This is a genomic window from Nostoc sp. S13, from assembly GCF_029379315.1.
Taxonomy (GTDB): Bacteria; Cyanobacteriota; Cyanobacteriia; order Cyanobacteriales; family Nostocaceae; genus Nostoc.
This window is the reverse complement of sequence record NZ_JAQYWQ010000140.1, coordinates 1-16,604: the sequence shown is the minus strand read 5'-3', so window position 1 is coordinate 16,604 and position 16,604 is coordinate 1. Positions and strand designations below refer to the sequence as shown.

Sequence of the window (16,604 nt, the reverse complement as noted above, 5' to 3'; positions counted from 1 at the left end):
TTTGACTTTGCCACTCTTCAGATGTACGGAGCTTGTTCAAAACTCAAATAGGATTCCTATATTCTAATATGTGTTAGTCACGATATAAAATAAAATCAGTAGGTGAATCACTCTCCTGGGCAATATTGAGACCTAGAAACTGCGCCCATACTTCATCACTAAGTAAGTTTAAAGCAGTTTTAGGATTATTAGTAGCGATCGCGAGGATAACTTTACGCCATCCCTGCTGTAATGACTCAATAAAAGCCTCTTCAATAGAAACTTGATTCAGCAACGAAAGTGCCGTTTTAAAACTTGCTGAATCAGCTTGTATATTCTTCGACCTTAACCCTTGAAGTGCTACATTCAACCACACAGGCAGAAGTTCCAACCAACTATTTTGCTGTATTTCTTGGAGTGCAATGTCTTCCATGCCTAGTGCACCCCACACACATAAAGACTCTACAGCAAGTTTAAAATCACGGTTTTCTACAGCATTTTTCCATAATTTTTGAGCGTTATTTTGAAAGCGATTAGCGAGAAATTCATAAGCTTCCTGAACTTGATGGGGATTTGTAACTTTATAAACTGACTCACCTCGTGGTAGGTAGTCGCCGCGATAGGATAACCAGTTATGAGATCCGCAAAGATGAATTTCTTTATCAACTATTACTTCTTTAACATGGGAATCTCCCAACCAAAAAACCTGTACAGATGGTAAACCATCAGGTGTTTTTATCGCTCGAAGTTTTTTCTCTACTTCTGGTGGAATTGGTTTATTTTCATCTTCTAGTTGCCGCGCAATTCCATGTCCAATTAAAATCCAAACTCCGCGATTAGCTAATTTCTGTAGCAGAGTTAGAAATTTTTCATTGACAACTGCCTGATTCACCCAAGGAGAATAAATTAAAACCTGACTTTTAGCAGAATTTAAAATTTCTGAAAAAGCTTGGCTAATTTGTCCATCACGTAAGTGTACAGCTTCCCCTACCACTGTAGAATTATCTACTTTTTTACTGGTTTGTGTCGCAGTTTCTAGCGCCTTTTGGCGAATATTTTCGAGTCTAGCTTCTATTTCAGTATTTTTTTCATTGAGAATAGCTTCACGTTCAAAATTGATGGATTCAGTTGATAATTTACACAATGTTTGCAGAGATATTTTACCTTCAGCGTGTAGTACTTCTAACCAATTTGATGCTGACTCTAATATTTGCTTTCCATTTCTTATTTGGATGCTTAACTTATCTTCAAGGGCATCAAAAATAATGAAAAGCGATATCTTTTTCCAAAATTTTTCAGTCGAAGCTATTACCTTAGAGGAAGTGACTATTTTTCCCTCTTCTGGCAGATGAAGTGCTAAACCTGAAGCCTGAATACTTTTTTGTATTTCCTCAAGCGATAACAAAGAAATCTCACTAATTGTATGGTCAATAGTTATAAAATCTGCCAAATCTGGCAAATTTATCACTGTCTCGTTTAAGGATTCAGATTGAAAGGTTATCTTGTCGCTTAAAGGGTCTGTAATAGCATTAAGCTGTACAGGATATGGCGGCTGTGGTACAGACCCTTTTTCATAAAATGAGCGACCTTCAGGAGTGACTGTTAGTGGCGATGTTGCTGATAGAGTTTGTAATGTCCGAAGAGTTCCAGTAGTAGTTTTAATAAATACAGAATCAAGCCCAAGTACAGAGGCTAATTCATCCTCTGTTGGCGGAGGTTTAAATTCAATAGCGGCGCGGATGATAAATTCTTCGAGTACGTTAAACTGGCGGGGTTCTTTGATATTTACTTCTACAGGAGTTTGACGCAAACTATAACGGAATTGACGCGCGGCTAAAACTGATAAACTAAGGCTTTGCGCTTCTATTTCGTCTACCAAATTTTTGAGATTGTCATCAATAGGTTTAGCTGAAGAGGCGAGAAACATCAATGAAACCTCCATGTAGACGCACGATATCTGAAACATTGGAGTACATACTCCCGACTTGTCCACCCTGCTGGGTGAATAGCGAATGACAACCCACAATTACTAATAGTTCTTGAGCGCGGGAAAAAGCAACGTTAACTCGTTCTGGCTTTTTGGCAAATCCCACATCTCCTCTACTATTATTGCGAATCATACTCACAATTACAACAAGTCGTTCCATACCTTGAAATCGGTCTACTGTACCAGTGGTGATTTGCAGCGATGGGAAAAGTTGAGATTGGAGGCCTTCATCAATTTTTCTGAGTTGAGCGCCATAAAATGTAATTACAGCAATTTCTTTTTTTGGTTCACCATTGGCAACTCTAGAAGTCCAAGTAATCTCGAACTGCTGACATAGACGTTCAATGGCATCAATTTCTTTAGTATTAAAGTAAGAAGTTCCGTTACGTTGCTCTAAAAATTTATTCTCTATAGGCGTTTCTACCCAGATAATATGGTGAGATTCTTTAATGATTTTGCCTGCTAAATTATGTGCGCGTTTTGTATCAAACTCCAAAATCCCACATTCTAGTTTACTATCATAAAACTGATTGATTGCCCCCATAATTATTGGGTGCATTCGATATTGAATATTTAACATTTGTTTGATACTATCATTAGCAGTTTTAAAGTGAATTTTAAACAGTGATTCTTGCAATAATTGTAATTCTGTATTTGTACTGCCAATCTCTTGAAAAACGCTTCACTACAAGAAGTTTCTAGCTGCTCTTGATTAGCAGATATTTTTTGCTGCTCATTAGCCGCCAACCTCATCTCTTCATTTAATTGAACCTCAAGCTTGTTTTGCTCATTTTCTGTTTCAGTCTGTAGTTGCTTTAGCCATCTACGCGCACTCGTAACTATGCTGTTGACTACTTCTGCGGTAATTTGAGAGATAGCCGATTCACTCTCAACAGGTTGAACTCTTTAACATATAATCTGGGCTTGTCTCCTAATAGCCTCAAGAGTTACCGCCGCACCATAACGGCGGCTATATGGACGTAACTTTTGAGCTATGGAATCCAAACTTTTATGCTTGACAGCAACCGCAAGCATCCATTCAATAATCCGACTCCAGACCCCTACTGGTTTATGAATCTCATCGATGCTATTTTGTGCTAGTTGCTTCAGCTTTATGAGGGATTCCACAGGCCTGGCGCTTTACTAACACTCACCTGAGAAATAGCAGCTTCATTGATTGAGCGATGACCTAGTATATTTCGCCCTCGCACGAGTAAATCTTTTATCTCACTAACCTGACTGCATACCCTATCCCTTTGATGGTATTTCTGAATTAACTGATTAACTTTTACGCGACACTGATCAAGACTTTGTTACGAGGGTAATCAAATAAAATTACTATCTAGTCTGTATTATCAATACTACACAGTCATTCCAAGCCGGAATTTTACGAGGAAAAATATCAGCTTTAGTGATGGCTAATTTGTCCAGTATATTGCCTCAATTTTATATACAAAATTCTTGAGATTATTATTAATAGGTTTAGCTGAAATCGCCAGCTATTTCTGAAGCGCCTGCTGAAAAGTCTTGATAGCATCAACATGATTCACCATATTAATGCAGTCTAACAACAAATCCAGATCGATCCGTTTAACCTCCTCACTACTGGAAACCCTTTCATAGTGAAGTACGTTGCCTTCTTTCCGCAGGTGAATAAACTTCTAACACTCCATCTTCCCAGAACCACACTTCTGGAATCAACAGCCGCTTGTATGCCTCCAGTTTGTTGATACCGCCACTGGTAAACACCACCTCTATCGCCAAATCGGGACGCATTCGACCAGGGGCAAGTTTATAAGATTCATCCGCCTCTCGCTTGACAGCACCCGATTCACTTTCTGAGGTCATTGACCCAGTTGGAGTAAAGTCAAACCCTGCCATGAGCAGGTAAAGTTCTAACAATGCGGCAACTCTCTTCTTAACAGTTTCGTGGGGTTCTCCAGGCATTCTTAGGATCTCCAAAACACCATCCAGGAAAGACAACCGATATCCTGGACGGTCTAATAACTGCTCAACTGCTTTGAATTCTCTCCAAGTCAGTTCTTCAAACAAAAGAGGTGATTCTTTTGTGGGTGTAGCGTAGACGCTTTGCGTTGAGGGAGTCGCAGTCTTGACGGTTTCCGTCGATTGCGCTCCCCTGAACCCGAAGGGCTTGTCGTCAGACATCGCTGCTGGGGTCATAAAAGTCGCCAGTCTGTTTCTAAATGAGAAATAATCAGTTTTGGAGGGCAGTTTGTTAATTATAACTTCTTCCTAGAAGCTTAAAAATTATTTTTTCTCACCTTTTTATATTTGCTGTTTCTCACCTAACCTAAGCCTTTAATTAACAACAAAACCACTTTTCAAATGATTCGAGAAACATCAACAAAACCCCCATGAAGACTGACAATATTTGAAACTTCCGAATACATACTTCCGACTTTACCTGATTGATGGGTAAATAAATTATGACAACCCACAATTATCAGCAGTTCTTGAGCGCGAGAAAATGCAACATTTACCCGTTCTGGTTTCTTAGCAAATCCGACATCTCCTTTACTATTGTTGCGAACCATACTAACGATTACAACAGGTCTTTCCATCCCTTGAAATCTATCTACTGTACCAGTACGAATTTCTAGCGAAGGGAAAAGTTCAGATTGCAGACGTTCATCAATTTTTCTTAATTGAGCACCATAAAACGTAATTACGGCAATTTCTTTTTTTGGTTCACCATTAGCAACTTTAGAAGCCCAAGTAATCTCGAACTGCTGACATAGACGTTCAATCGCATCAATTTCTTGAGTATTAAAGTAAGAAGTTCCGTTCCGTTGCTCTAAAAACGGATTTTCTATAGGCGTTTTTACCCAGAGAATATGCTGAGATTCTTGGATGATTTCGTTTGCGAGATGATGTGCGCGTTTTGTATCCGGCTCCAAAATACCAGATTCTAGTTTACCATCATAAAATTGATTGATTGCTCCCATAATAAATGGGTGCATTCGATACTGTGTAGTTAGCATTTGTTTGATGCTTTTATCAGCAGATTCAAACTGACTTTTAAATAGTGATTCTTCTAAGAATTGTAGTTCGTCTCGTGTATTACCAATTGTTTGAGCAACTTCTTCTAAAGTGCTAGTATCAAGCATAGGTGGTAATTGCCGATGATCGCCTACCATGACTAACTTTTTGCCTTTCAAAGCTGGGATTAGTAACTCTGGTGGAGTACACTTACTAACCTCATCAATGATGACGACATCAAAGGATTTGAATTCTTCAGAAAAACCCCTATTTGCAGCTTGAACACAGGTGATACCAACGACATTAGCATTATCTAAATATATACGCCTTAAATCGTCACTATCGCCTTCAGTTGGATTTCTTAATTTTCCGATCCAATCTTGAACAAAATTCTGATATTTTTTAAGATAGTTATCTTCTTTTTCGAGTTTTTTTTGCCAAAATTCAAACTGAATATGAAGACCGCGCAATAACTCTATATTAAATAAGTCGGCAGCAGAATTTTCTGGTTTAAATTTATCCGGTATTGTTTGCCATTCTGTCAACCACCAACTTCTTTCTACTATTAGATTTTGTGATGGCTGTGGTTGTGATTTCTGTTCTATTTCGCGGAGATTAATTTGTAATTTCTGAAGCTCCTGTAGAGAAGTTTCAGTTTCTTTTTGTAGCTTTGATAAATGCTCATATAGAGAGTTTTTAATTATCTCCAACACAGCAAAAGGTTCTAATGACGAAATTAAGGTTTCAAGTTTACTGATGTAAGTTAACCAATAATTCACTTGCTTTGAGAATTCTTGAGGCTGCTCCCAAATATTTGATTGTGTTGCGATATATTTTTCAGTTAAAATGCGTAATTGAGCAGGTATATTTGGCTGTTGGTTAAGTTCTTGTAAGATATTAACAACTCGTCCAAGTTGCAAATTAGCGTCTTGTTGTGCTTTTTCTACCTCAGCTTGAGTAATAGATATTTGCTGTTGGCTAATTTCATTTTTCTGAAGATCATTTAATAGTCGTTGCAGATGCTGAAGCTGTTGTTCAGTTTCCGTTTTAACCTTTAAAACGCATTGACGTGCATTTGTAAGGATAGTATCTAGTAATTCTTGTGTAATCTGGGTGAGAGTAGAGTCGATGTTATTCCATTCCCATGATCCACCATAAGTTCGTTGAATTCTAATTAAAAAAACTTGGGTATTCTCAACTAGTAATTTTCGCTGTTTGGGGTTGAGTAGCTGATAATTGTTAAACTGTTGATAGGTTTCTTGCCATTGCGTGCGATCGCTCTTTGATAGCACCATTGGAATCTGACTAAAATTTTGTTGTAAAAAATAGCTGAAATTATGCTGTTTACCCCGCCTGTCAGTAAAACCTCCGTCTATTTCATAAGCGATCGCCTTTGTCAATAGCTCCCAGTCTGGTAGATTGATATTGTAATTTTTTGGTACTATTGGTAATTTTAAGGTGTTAGCAAACATCAATAAACTTAGTGGTAAGTCTACTAAATTATCTGTTAGTGGTAAACCTGATTGATGACAATCTTTCAAAGTTTGATACAGATGTGAAAATGCTGTAGACTTCCATTCCTTAACTGCTGAGATAATATAATCTATTTCCCGTTTGCGGTTTTCCCAAATCTGGATTGTTTGCTGAATATTTTGCAGTTTGGCAAGATATTGCTGATAATTTGGTTGTAGCTGATTTAACGAGCCAAAATGCTCTTTAACAACCTGTACCCGTGCTGCAACTTCTGACATGGCTTCAGTTGCCTCTTGAGCATGAGTAAAAGCAGTTTTAAATTCCGAAATTTCTGTTGTAACAGTTTCACGCAACCAAACCGCTAGACCAAAAGCGCCAACCGTCGAACGCACAAAGCCAAGTTCATCAGTATATTTGATGGCTTGACGAACATTTGCTAAAAATTCTTCTACTAAACTGTTACCTTCTGTGTAGGGCTTAAGAAGTGGTAAAAAATCTGTAACTTCTGGAGCTTCCCAGTTGATATTTTGTGCAGTATTTAAGATGTTTTCTAGACCTACAATTAGAGATTGCACCTGATTCTGTTTTGCTACAGTTTCGTTGTAATACTCCTCTTTATTTTTAAAGTTTGACTCTAATCTTACTTTGTTTTTAAAGAATTTATTTTGTTGCTGATTGAATTGTTCCTCTGCTTGGAAGTAGGCTGTGAATCTTGGCGATGATGCGAGTAATTGACTGAAGATTTGGATATTTTCGAGCCGTTTACTAAGATTATTTTCGCAGTCATTTGCTGTATTTTCTAGCCATCTGCCAATCACTTGGTCTTCTAGAAATGGCTGTCCTTCTTCTCCAACTTTCTCGGCTCTCCCCTTGCGTACAGCCCGAATCACTGGGTTATGAACTAATCGACTCAGGGCGTTATCTACTGCTAAATTAGCTTGAGATGCAATTAGAGTGCGTCCACCGCGAAGCGCAATTTGATAGCAAATCTCGGCAATTACGGTAGTTTTACCAGTACCTGGTGGACCTTGGATGAGAACAAGATCCTTAGCGGCAAGTACCTTTTCTACTGCTGCTTTCTGACCAGGATTAGCAGAAGATAACAACAAATCCTGTGGTTGAAGTTCGATAGTTGTTTTGATTTGTCTAGCCTGAGAAGCATCGAATAAAAAGTTACCCAAGTAGGGATTTTGGGTGTAACCATTATTCAAATCTTCCAAAGCTTTTTTCTTGCGTTGAATCTGCTGAATATCACCAACTGCCTCAAAACACAAAAATCCTGTAGCTGGTAATTGATAACGCTCTGCTGCCATGTATTCAGCTAAGTCGCGTTCTAGTCTGAGGCTGATGATACAACGGTTGGGGTCAACTTCTTCAACAGTCCCTAATTGACGACCCGTAATCCAATTTTTGCCGACGGGAGCAGTTTCAAAAAGTTTTAAATCTTCGTTTTTTGTTCGTCTTGCTCGTTCCCAGAAGTTTTCCACGTCGAGGGAATTTTGATAAAAGCCGTCAAGTGTGGCTGAGGCTACATCAATTTCAAAACTGATCCGTCTTTTAAAGTTATAGTTATGACTTACGTAACGCACGCAAAATTGACGCGCTTTAGCAACTTTTTCTTCAATTTGCAAAAACGCTTTCCAAGCTTTAAGTTGATCTTCTGTAGGCACATGATCGCCACAGATTGGCGCGACGGCGATGCGTTTCAATGTTGCGGGTGGAATGTCGAGATGATGCTGATGATTAGGCAGCAAACGTAAGCGACAAGGTACAGCATAGCTATCGGCGTGTCCCCGTGAGGGTTGTAACAACTGAGCCGACAATATTTTTAAACCGCCGCGTCCATCTTTTTGTACAGCAACTCTAAATCCTAATGTTTTTTTGAGCTTCTCAAGTCTTGGGGGTAACTGAAAATCATCGGAGTCTGTTGCGATTGTCAAATCCCAAATTTCTTCTTTAGCCTCTTTCCCTGCACCTTTGCGACGCACATAAAATAGAGAAGGCTTTTTCCCGACACATTCCAACATTAACTCATTGGCGCGATCGCGTCGCTCCCTAAATTCGGGATATGCTTCCAGGGCAGTTTTACCTTCTAAATGGCGGATAAAGCTATCAATTGCTGAAGCAATAAACATATAGCCCCAATCTTCAGAGCTTGTTTTAATTTTCGATGATTTTGCTGTTAGTTTATTTGCCGCTACACGAATGTGTTCTGCTTCGGATTCTGAGATTGTACTGGTATGGCTTTTGACTACAATGTTGAGTTTTTCGCAAATTAATAATAGCTTCTTGCTATCTAAATTCAATTCTTTTGCTAGTTCGTAGATTCTGAGTTTGCCGTTGTTCATCCACTGCTGCCTTTGCCGACAAAGTTTTGCTACTTAGAAAAATCAAATCACAGATGAAATAGATAATTCATCTGTGGTTCAAAATTATAAATCAGGATTTTTGCAAGAAGTCTTGGGAATAAATGTTGCATCAAAGTTTGTACTGCTGATAAACTTCACTAGCGGCCCGATGCAGCAGGGAATGCCGCCAAACTAGGGATTTCATATCATCAGTATAACCGCCACCAATGACACCGGCGACGGGATAACCGCTACTCATACAAGTACTCAAAACCTGCATTTCCCGGCGAAAAATGCCAGCATCAGTTAAAGCTAATTTGCCCAAGCGATCGCCTATATGAGGATCAACACCTGCGTCATAAAATACTAAATCTGGCTTGACTTTAGACAATAAATCTGGTAGGTAATTCGCTAAGGTTTGTAAATAAGCGTCATCCTCCATTCCCATCGGCAAAGCAATATCCAAATCGCTGTTTTGTTTAGTACCGGGGAAATTGACTTCGCAGTGCATGGAGAAAGTAAAAACACTCTCGTCATCCTGGAAGATAAAAGCGGTGCCGTCTCCTTGATGAACATCCAAATCCACAATTAGGATTTTTTGGACAAGTCCAAGTTTTTGTAAAACGCGGCAAGCGATCGCTAAATCGTTGAAAATACAAAAACCAGACCCATAATTAGGAAAGGCATGATGAGTTCCACCAGCTGTATTACAAGCTAAACCCTGACTAAGTGCCAGTTTAGCAGTAAGTATTGTACCACCTACCGCTACACAAGTACGATTCGCTAATGCTGGACTCCAAGGCAAACCAATGCGTCGCTGTGCTTTGGGGTCTAGGGTTCCTTCACAATAAGCTTGAACGTAGCTTGGAGTGTGGACTAACTCTATCAATTCTGGCGGTGGACGTTCCGGGGTGTGAAATTGTTCTTGATTAGCCACACCATCAGCTAACAGCAATTCGTAAAGTTGTCGGAACTTAGACATCGGGAAGCGATGCCCTTCAGGTAGGGGAGCAATGTAATCTGGGTGGTAAATAATTGGCAAGTCCATAAGGAAAGAAAATCTCAAGCAGCTAATCCGACAACTAAAAGGCTATCGAACGAAATTAGAAGCCCTGGCGACTGGAAGTCACGGCTACACAGACAAAACCTGCCTCCGCAGGTTAGCAAATCCTTGATTTTCTCTTAGTCCACTTAGCTCGACTTTATCCAAAATTAAGACTTGCATCTCTTAATAGAGCAAAAACTTTTTCCATGTAACTGATTCACGGTTAAATCCAAAAAGTAAAGCTACCGTCCCACAAAGGTTTCAGCCTCAGCTTGAGCGTTGCCAAAAAATGGATAAAGTCGAGCTTAGGCGCACTTTGTTTGTATAGCCGCGATTTCTAATCGCCAGGGCTAAGTGCAACTTAGATTACTAATGCTCGCTTTTGTAATGGTAGTTCAAAGCGATCGCCTGGTTTCGGCTCAAGTACCTGTGTCGAAAGATTGTTTTTCTCTACTAGCGAACGAAATTCTTCAGCATTTCCTTTAGTCTGAAGCAGTTTCGTGATCAATCCTTCAAACAGCACATCTCCCCCGGCAGCTGTAGGTAGTATTACTTGAGGTTTTAGCCACCTTACCACTTCCAAAGCGCTATTTCCTCCTTTAATAAAAGGCCCAAGCAAAGGCAGCGTTAAGTCAACAAACGGTGTAATCACCACATCAACTGGTGCAGCTTGCTTAAGTTGTGGTGAATGATACCCGTGAGGTTCGTAGTACACGGTTAAATCCCTCTCCAATTCTTTGAGGAGATAACTATTTTCCACTAAAGTGGGGCCAATTGGAGATCCTGGAAAAGCTTTGATTTCTACTTGATTATTTAAAGTGAAAGTTTCACCATGAGCCAATACTGTTACCTGGGTGTAACCTAACTGCTGTACTACCTTGGCAGCATTGGGAGAAGCTACAACTTTGATGCTGTGATCCAGCAGCTTGAGCGTTGGTGGGTGAGCATGGTCTTCTAAACCCTGAGACAGCAGGATCAAATCAATATTATCTGGTATTGGACGATTTTGCGATCGCGAACCTTTAAATAACCAATCCAAGTTGCTGAAAATTAACGAACCAACTAACCAAGGGTCAATTAATATTCGTTTCCCGCCGATTTCCAGTAACCAACTATTGCTGTCTAACCAAGTTAAGAACATAAACTTATGTGAAGATAACGCCTATCTTCATTATCAAGCGTATACAGCTAGAGTAGCCACAGCTTCGGAACAGGTTCTATAAAAATATGCCTTGCATCTTATACCATTAATGAGTAGTTGAGCCTCATTACTCCCGGTTCGCTCTACAACACCAGGGAAATGCAAAACTTTTTCGGACACCGCGATATCAAACACACTGAAAAATATACTAAGCTGAATGCTCGACACTTCCTGAATTTTGATTGGGGTGATTTGTAGCATCTTTAGTCTTTGCTTGTTTTGTTTGTCCTAAAAGTCAACCTCTAATGCCTCGTCAACTTTGTTCATTTAAATCAAATTAATGTCAGTATTTTATTAAAAACAAGGAAATAATAAAACAGAATTCAGAATTCAGAATTCAGAATACTCTACCCATAAAGCGCAAAGTCTGGAGCGGCGGCTTCCGCCGATCTGAACTTTGCAAGACAGGGATAGAGTTTTAAGGCGAGAATATTTTAATTTTTTTCGCTTAACTTCGGGCGAGGTTTTAACCAATATTCGTCACCCACTCGTACAGAATTCATGACTTTATTCTGACTCCTGAGTTCTGAATTCTTCTTATAAATATTATATTAAACAATTGAACCCGCTTTGGATTTCCAACATTCTAAATTAAGACTTCTTACGGTACTCATTTGTTTAAAATCACTATCCTCAGATACTATAGTTAGATTGTACTGAATGGCTGTACAGGCTATCCATAAATCGTTGGGATATATTCCTATATCTTTTATTTTGAACTTTCTTCTATCCTTCTTGTCTTTTGGTGCAAATTTATCAAAAATTTCAGCATGAAACTTACCATAAATTTTAGATGTATCTTGATCTATTGGATGTATAACTAAATTTTTAGCAAAGGACTCTATTAAGTCTGTATTTTCTTTTTTATTATCTGATTTTTCAGCCATTAAAATTAACTCACCATATATAATGCTGTTAATAGCTATTATCGTATCTTTCGGTAGCGATTCTAATTTATTTATTACGTTAGTGTCTTTTTGAATAATTATAAAACTACAATGATTTGTATCTAATAAATACACTGACTCCTCACTTTCTTCTTTCTTCATTGATAAAATCTAAACATTCTTCAAAATCATCTCCTTTCCATTCAGGGGAAGATTGAATAAACTTTAACAGCGATTGTACATTAGGCTGATCTTCTTTTAGCTTTTTTAATTCCCATAAAATTGCTTTTGCAACGTGTCTAATACTATTGATATAGTTTTTGATTTTTTGTTCATTCTCATCAATTTGGGGTGTTTTTATATACTCTCTCCAACGTTTATTGGAAGATAGAGCTTCACAAGTAATCTCAATCCTTTGGAGTGCATTTTTTGGTATTAAAGAAGCATTTTCATCCTCTAGTATCTCCAATATATAAAACATTGAAGAATATAAGTTTTGCAGCCAAGTTAGTTTTTCATCAAGTGGTTTATTAATAGCTTGTAAATATGCTATTGTAATTTGTAAAATTTCTAACTCTTTATAATTGTGTTCTAAATTTGCAAGATGGACAAGAATTTCATTAAGAAGTTTCCCTAGTATTTCATCTGTTATATATTCTTGACGATTTATGGTTAAATGTTTAATATTAGTACGCCAATTCCGTATTAATATCATTTTCTCTAATGGTTTATCTACCTCTTGCAATTTCAAGTTTAATTCATAGAGAACTTTTGTATATTCCGTTATTTCATGTATGATAACTTCGGTAATATCATATTTTAATAATTCATTTAAATTATCAACTAAGTGTTTAATTTCATTAGTTAAAATTAAACTACTTTGGTGAAGCGAATTTATAGTCTGAATATTATCTTCTATCGATAAAGATGTAATCATCTTTTCCTCTCTAAAACAATTTATTGTTGACACAACTGCTAAAAGAATAAGTCTCTTTTATTATACTAAATACTATTTACATTTGCGATTGGGTTCGATTGATTGGATATGACGGGCTGTAGGGCGTTGGGATAGATAAAGCGAAAACTTTAACACGCAAGTTTAAGGCTTACATAGCGATTTAAGCTAATGTTTTGCTCTGCTGTTCCTATAGCTAGTCTACGATGATGTTCTGGAGGTATACGAACTACAAATTTACCACTGTAATTTTTTTCTGAAATAGTTCTGGAAGAGTTTCATCATTCGCTCCCATATCAGCTACTACATCTTTTACCAAGTCTGTAATACCTTCGAGTGCTGTATTACGATTTTTATCGAGAAAAGATAGACTAGGAAATTCAACGCACAATCCTACAAATTCTTCATCTTCCCTTGACCAAGTAACTTTATAGGTGTAGTGGTCGTAGTTAACCATCTTTCGTTTCCTCAAATTTTTCAATCGCTTCTAATTTTTCAATTGCGTCTATAACAACCTGCTTAACTTGATAATCCTTAGCTTTTCCATTCTTTTCTTGAATGTTTATCCCCTCTATATTTTATGCGATCGCCCAAAGTCGGCACAGATTACATTTGTATTACAGACTGCAACCCCTATTAATCGTTCAGCTTTTTTCTAACTCAATTTAAAATGGGCGAACCGGGAGTGATAAATGAGTGATTGAACTGGTTAAAAGTTACTTGTTTAACGAACCGCAAAGGAGAGGCAGCGCGTTGCCTATTTTCCCACGCCACTCCCCACAACGGATGGAAGCTTCGCAAGGGGGTGGCTAAGAGTTGTAGCGACTGCCGTCGCAAAGGAAGAAATAGGTATTCTGGCAATGCGATCGCAGGAGATCATAGACTAGCGATCACTTGGGCAACTAGCTGAGAAACAAAGGGTAAAATAGCCCTACTCTTAGCCTGCGCTTTACCTTCAGTAAATACCACTAAGAGGTAAGGGCGCTGATCTGGTATCTCAATATACGCAGCATCATGACGAACTTGACTTGTCCAACCTGCTTTTGACCAAATTTGAGCATTTTCAGTCAGTACACCACCTAAAAAACCTGTTACCTGATTTTCCTCGCCATCAGGGGGTAAATCGTTGAGATTGCGTTTGAGCAAAGCCATCATTGCTTGCGATCGCCCACTTGAAACCGCCACCCCACCGACAATACTATGCAGTAACCTAGCGATCGCATTTGTTGTCACCATATTGCGATTTTCCAGTAACTCTCCCACAAATGCCCGTTCCCGTCCATAGGGACCATCACCCCAAGTTTTTTGACAGACGTTTATCGTCTGCATTTCTTCCCAACCCAAAGATTGGTAATAGCGGTTAACAATATTACGCTGATATTTCCAGGTTTCAAAAGGCCCCATTGGTAATTCTGCCCCTGATGTAGTACCGCTAATGATATCCACAACCAAGCTGGTAGCATCATTGCTAGAATCTACAATCATATCTCGCAAGGCTCGCTCCAACTCCTTGTAAGTTTGAATCATGCCTTTTTCTAGCCATTCGTTTACCGCCACCAGATAAAATAGCTTAACTACACTGGCGGGATAAATCCGCTCCACACCGCGATAAGTGAAGCCACGAACTGGATGATCCCAAAAAGCGTTGGGAGTCAGCGCACCACCAGTATTTACTAGCACTGGGGGATCGTAAACAACCCAAGTCAGGGCAATTTGATTCCGGGCTAAGGTCGGAAATTCTGCCCAAGTTGCATCTAAAATGCCATTACCAAGATTTTCGAGTTGTTCGTCTTTATTAAAAAAAATCATTCTCTAATAATGTCCTTTAATCTAAAATCCCAAATCGCTCGACTGAGCGAAGCCGTTCGCGTAGCGTTCCGCAGGAAAGTCCCCAATCGTTCAACTGAGCGTACCCCTACGGGGAAGCAAGCTACGCGTAGCGTTCCGCAGGAAAGTCCCCAATCAGGGGAGTATCAATGTTTAGCTGACCTGAATTTATATGATTCTCCTGAATGTACACGTTTAGCAACTCAAGCCGCATCTGGGCGACATTTATGGGTAACATCAAATCATCAAAATTCAATGGTTGAGGTGTATTTGTGTGAAGATGACTATCCGGGATGGCTATCCCTTTCAGATTTTGATTCATTACAATTTGCTACTGTACCTTATCAGGCTGCAACATTTTCTGAATCTGAGATTAAAAAACTCCTAGCAAAGGTTATTGCCTTTACCCAAGAAGCGATGCAAAAATCAAATTATTACCTTTGGGGCGGTACAGTTGGGCCAAATTATGACTGTTCAGGGTTGATGCAGGCGGCGTTTGCTTCCGTGGGTATTTGGCTACCCAGAGATGCCTATCAACAGGAAGGGTTCACTCAAACAATTACTATTGCAGAATTAGCAGCCGGGGATCTGGTATTTTTTGGAACTAGCCAAAAAGCAACCCATGTCGGACTTTATTTGGCCGATGGTTATTATATCCATAGTTCTGGGAAAGAGCAGGGACGAAATGGTATTGGGATTGATATTCTCTCGGAACAGGGAGATGCGGTTAGTCAGTCGTACTATCAGCAGCTGCGAGGTGCTGGTAAAGTTTTTAAGAGTTACGAACCACAGAGACGCTGAGGACGCAGAGGAATATGAGGAGTGGGTTAGTTTATCAAGGGTTGACTGGGGAAAATGAGGCTATTTCAGCAATTGTCCCAGATGTTTCAGTGGTGGTACCGATACATAACGAGGTGGAAAGTTTGCCGCTTTTACTAGATGCGATCGCATCTACTTTATCCTCTAGTCAGATAAATTATGAAATCATTTGTGTGGATGATGGTTCTACAGATGGTTCCGGGGAATTTCTCAAGAAAGAGGCGCAAATCCGCACTGATTTAAAGGCGGTGATTTTGCGTCGCAACTACGGACAAACTGCGGCGATGGCTGCTGGGTTTTATTATGCAGTCGGTAAAGCAATCATCACTTTAGATGCTGATCTCCAGAATGATCCGGCTGATATCCCCATGTTATTAGCAAAGCTGGACGAGGGTTACGATTTGGTGAGTGGTTGGCGGCAAAAACGCCAAGATGGTGCTGTAAATCGGTTACTTCCTTCCAAAATTGCCAATTGGCTAATTCGCCATACCACTAGCGTGAATATTCATGACTATGGCTGTTCGCTGAAAGCCTATCGTGCAGAACTGTTGGCTGATATGAACCTCTACGGAGAATTACACCGATTCTTACCAGCTTTGGCGTACATCGAAGGAGCTAGAATTACTGAAGTACCAGTGCGTCATCACGCCCGTCGCTTTGGTCGTAGTAAATATGGAATTTGGCGGACATTCCGGGTGTTGATGGATTTGTTAACTATTCTGTTTATGAAAAAATTCCTCACCCGCCCAATGCACGTTTTTGGGCTGTTGGGCTTGATTTCAATGGTTTCGGGAACTGCGATCGGAATTTATTTGACTTTCGTCAAATTGGCTTTCCATGAGGACATTGGCAATCGCCCTTTGCTGATTTTAGCAGTTCTCCTGCTTGTCACGGGAGTACAGTTGTTTTGCTTCGGACTTTTGGCAGAATTGCTCATGCGTACATACCATGAATCCCAAGGACGGCCTATCTATCGCGTGCGAGAGGTGGTAGCAAAAAATGTTAAGTAAGGTAACAATAGTCATTGAGCATGGGGCATTGGGCATTGGGCATTGGGCATTGGGCATTGGGCATTGGGCATTG

The 16,604-nt window shown here is 39.4% G+C and carries 13 protein-coding genes and 1 pseudogene; 2 read left to right on the top strand and 12 right to left on the bottom strand.

What is annotated here, in order from left to right; all coding sequences use genetic code 11:
* Positions 1-73: 73 nt before the first annotated feature.
* The 12 genes and pseudogenes from PUQ00_RS28660 to PUQ00_RS28605 form a co-directional block, all read right to left on the bottom strand.
* Positions 74-1,906, bottom strand: a complete 1,833-nt coding sequence (locus PUQ00_RS28660) for a hypothetical protein (RefSeq protein WP_300422922.1) — start codon at positions 1,904-1,906, stop codon at positions 74-76.
* A pseudogene (locus PUQ00_RS28655) lies at positions 1,884-2,668 on the bottom strand (ATP-binding protein); the annotation flags it as partial. The pseudogene PUQ00_RS28655 and the gene PUQ00_RS28660, both read right to left, overlap by 23 nt.
* 204 nt (positions 2,669-2,872) lie before the next feature.
* Positions 2,873-3,094 (bottom strand): hypothetical protein, encoded by a 222-nt coding sequence (locus PUQ00_RS28650; RefSeq protein ID WP_300422920.1) that lies wholly within the window; start codon positions 3,092-3,094, stop codon positions 2,873-2,875.
* Positions 3,095-3,583: 489 nt separating this feature from the next.
* The gene (locus PUQ00_RS28645; protein ID WP_300422918.1) at positions 3,584-4,147 is read right to left on the bottom strand and encodes a Uma2 family endonuclease; all 564 of its coding nucleotides are present in this window, start codon (positions 4,145-4,147) and stop codon (positions 3,584-3,586) included.
* Positions 4,148-4,308: 161 nt separating this feature from the next.
* The gene (locus tag PUQ00_RS28640) at positions 4,309-8,787 is read right to left on the bottom strand and encodes a translation initiation factor IF-2 N-terminal domain-containing protein (RefSeq protein ID WP_300422917.1); all 4,479 of its coding nucleotides are present in this window, start codon (positions 8,785-8,787) and stop codon (positions 4,309-4,311) included.
* Between the two features lie 130 nt (positions 8,788-8,917).
* Entirely contained in the window at positions 8,918-9,835 is a 918-nt protein-coding gene (locus PUQ00_RS28635; RefSeq protein WP_300422915.1) for a histone deacetylase, read from the bottom strand.
* 358 nt (positions 9,836-10,193) lie between these two features.
* Positions 10,194-10,973 (bottom strand): MBL fold metallo-hydrolase, encoded by a 780-nt coding sequence (locus PUQ00_RS28630; protein WP_300422913.1) that lies wholly within the window; start codon positions 10,971-10,973, stop codon positions 10,194-10,196.
* Between the two features lie 611 nt (positions 10,974-11,584).
* Positions 11,585-12,082 (bottom strand): type II toxin-antitoxin system VapC family toxin, encoded by a 498-nt coding sequence (locus tag PUQ00_RS28625; RefSeq protein WP_300422911.1) that lies wholly within the window; start codon positions 12,080-12,082, stop codon positions 11,585-11,587.
* Positions 12,063-12,857, bottom strand: coding sequence for a hypothetical protein (locus PUQ00_RS28620; RefSeq protein WP_300422909.1), 795 nt, complete (start codon positions 12,855-12,857; stop codon positions 12,063-12,065). The genes PUQ00_RS28625 and PUQ00_RS28620 overlap by 20 nt, the downstream gene beginning before the upstream one ends.
* Before the next feature lie 149 nt (positions 12,858-13,006).
* Positions 13,007-13,099 carry a toxin-antitoxin system HicB family antitoxin gene (locus PUQ00_RS28615; RefSeq protein WP_300422924.1) on the bottom strand — a complete coding sequence of 31 codons (93 nt, stop codon included), beginning with the start codon at positions 13,097-13,099 and terminating at the stop codon, positions 13,007-13,009.
* A gap of 5 nt (positions 13,100-13,104) precedes the next feature.
* Complete coding sequence (locus PUQ00_RS28610; RefSeq protein WP_300422907.1) at positions 13,105-13,332, bottom strand: hypothetical protein; 228 nt, start codon at positions 13,330-13,332, stop codon at positions 13,105-13,107.
* Positions 13,333-13,751: 419 nt separating this feature from the next.
* Entirely contained in the window at positions 13,752-14,684 is a 933-nt protein-coding gene (locus PUQ00_RS28605; RefSeq protein WP_300422905.1) for a serine hydrolase, read from the bottom strand.
* Positions 14,685-14,693: 9 nt separating this feature from the next.
* Here PUQ00_RS28605 and PUQ00_RS28600 point away from each other — a divergent pair, with 9 nt between their 5' ends.
* Together PUQ00_RS28600 and PUQ00_RS28595 are read left to right on the top strand one after the other, a co-directional pair.
* The gene (locus PUQ00_RS28600; protein WP_300422903.1) at positions 14,694-15,503 is read left to right on the top strand and encodes a C40 family peptidase; all 810 of its coding nucleotides are present in this window, start codon (positions 14,694-14,696) and stop codon (positions 15,501-15,503) included.
* A 14-nt stretch (positions 15,504-15,517) separates the two neighbouring features.
* Positions 15,518-16,531: a glycosyltransferase family 2 protein gene (locus PUQ00_RS28595; protein ID WP_300422901.1), complete on the top strand. Its 1,014-nt coding sequence runs from the start codon at positions 15,518-15,520 to the stop codon at positions 16,529-16,531.
* Positions 16,532-16,604: the final 73 nt, after the last annotated feature.

Coding starts and splice junctions, on each gene's coding strand:
- PUQ00_RS28635 (WP_300422915.1), bottom strand. CDS start 9,835: ATGGACTTGCCAATTATTTACCACCCAGATTACATTGCTCCCCTACCT.
- PUQ00_RS28625 (WP_300422911.1), bottom strand. CDS start 12,082: ATGAAGAAAGAAGAAAGTGAGGAGTCAGTGTATTTATTAGATACAAAT.
- PUQ00_RS28605 (WP_300422905.1), bottom strand. CDS start 14,684: ATGATTTTTTTTAATAAAGACGAACAACTCGAAAATCTTGGTAATGGC.
- PUQ00_RS28645 (WP_300422918.1), bottom strand. CDS start 4,147: ATGACCCCAGCAGCGATGTCTGACGACAAGCCCTTCGGGTTCAGGGGA.
- PUQ00_RS28600 (WP_300422903.1), top strand. CDS start 14,694: ATGTCCTTTAATCTAAAATCCCAAATCGCTCGACTGAGCGAAGCCGTT.
- PUQ00_RS28640 (WP_300422917.1), bottom strand. CDS start 8,787: ATGAACAACGGCAAACTCAGAATCTACGAACTAGCAAAAGAATTGAAT.
- PUQ00_RS28610 (WP_300422907.1), bottom strand. CDS start 13,332: ATGGTTAACTACGACCACTACACCTATAAAGTTACTTGGTCAAGGGAA.
- PUQ00_RS28660 (WP_300422922.1), bottom strand. CDS start 1,906: ATGTTTCTCGCCTCTTCAGCTAAACCTATTGATGACAATCTCAAAAAT.
- PUQ00_RS28595 (WP_300422901.1), top strand. CDS start 15,518: ATGAGGAGTGGGTTAGTTTATCAAGGGTTGACTGGGGAAAATGAGGCT.
- PUQ00_RS28620 (WP_300422909.1), bottom strand. CDS start 12,857: ATGATTACATCTTTATCGATAGAAGATAATATTCAGACTATAAATTCG.
- PUQ00_RS28630 (WP_300422913.1), bottom strand. CDS start 10,973: ATGTTCTTAACTTGGTTAGACAGCAATAGTTGGTTACTGGAAATCGGC.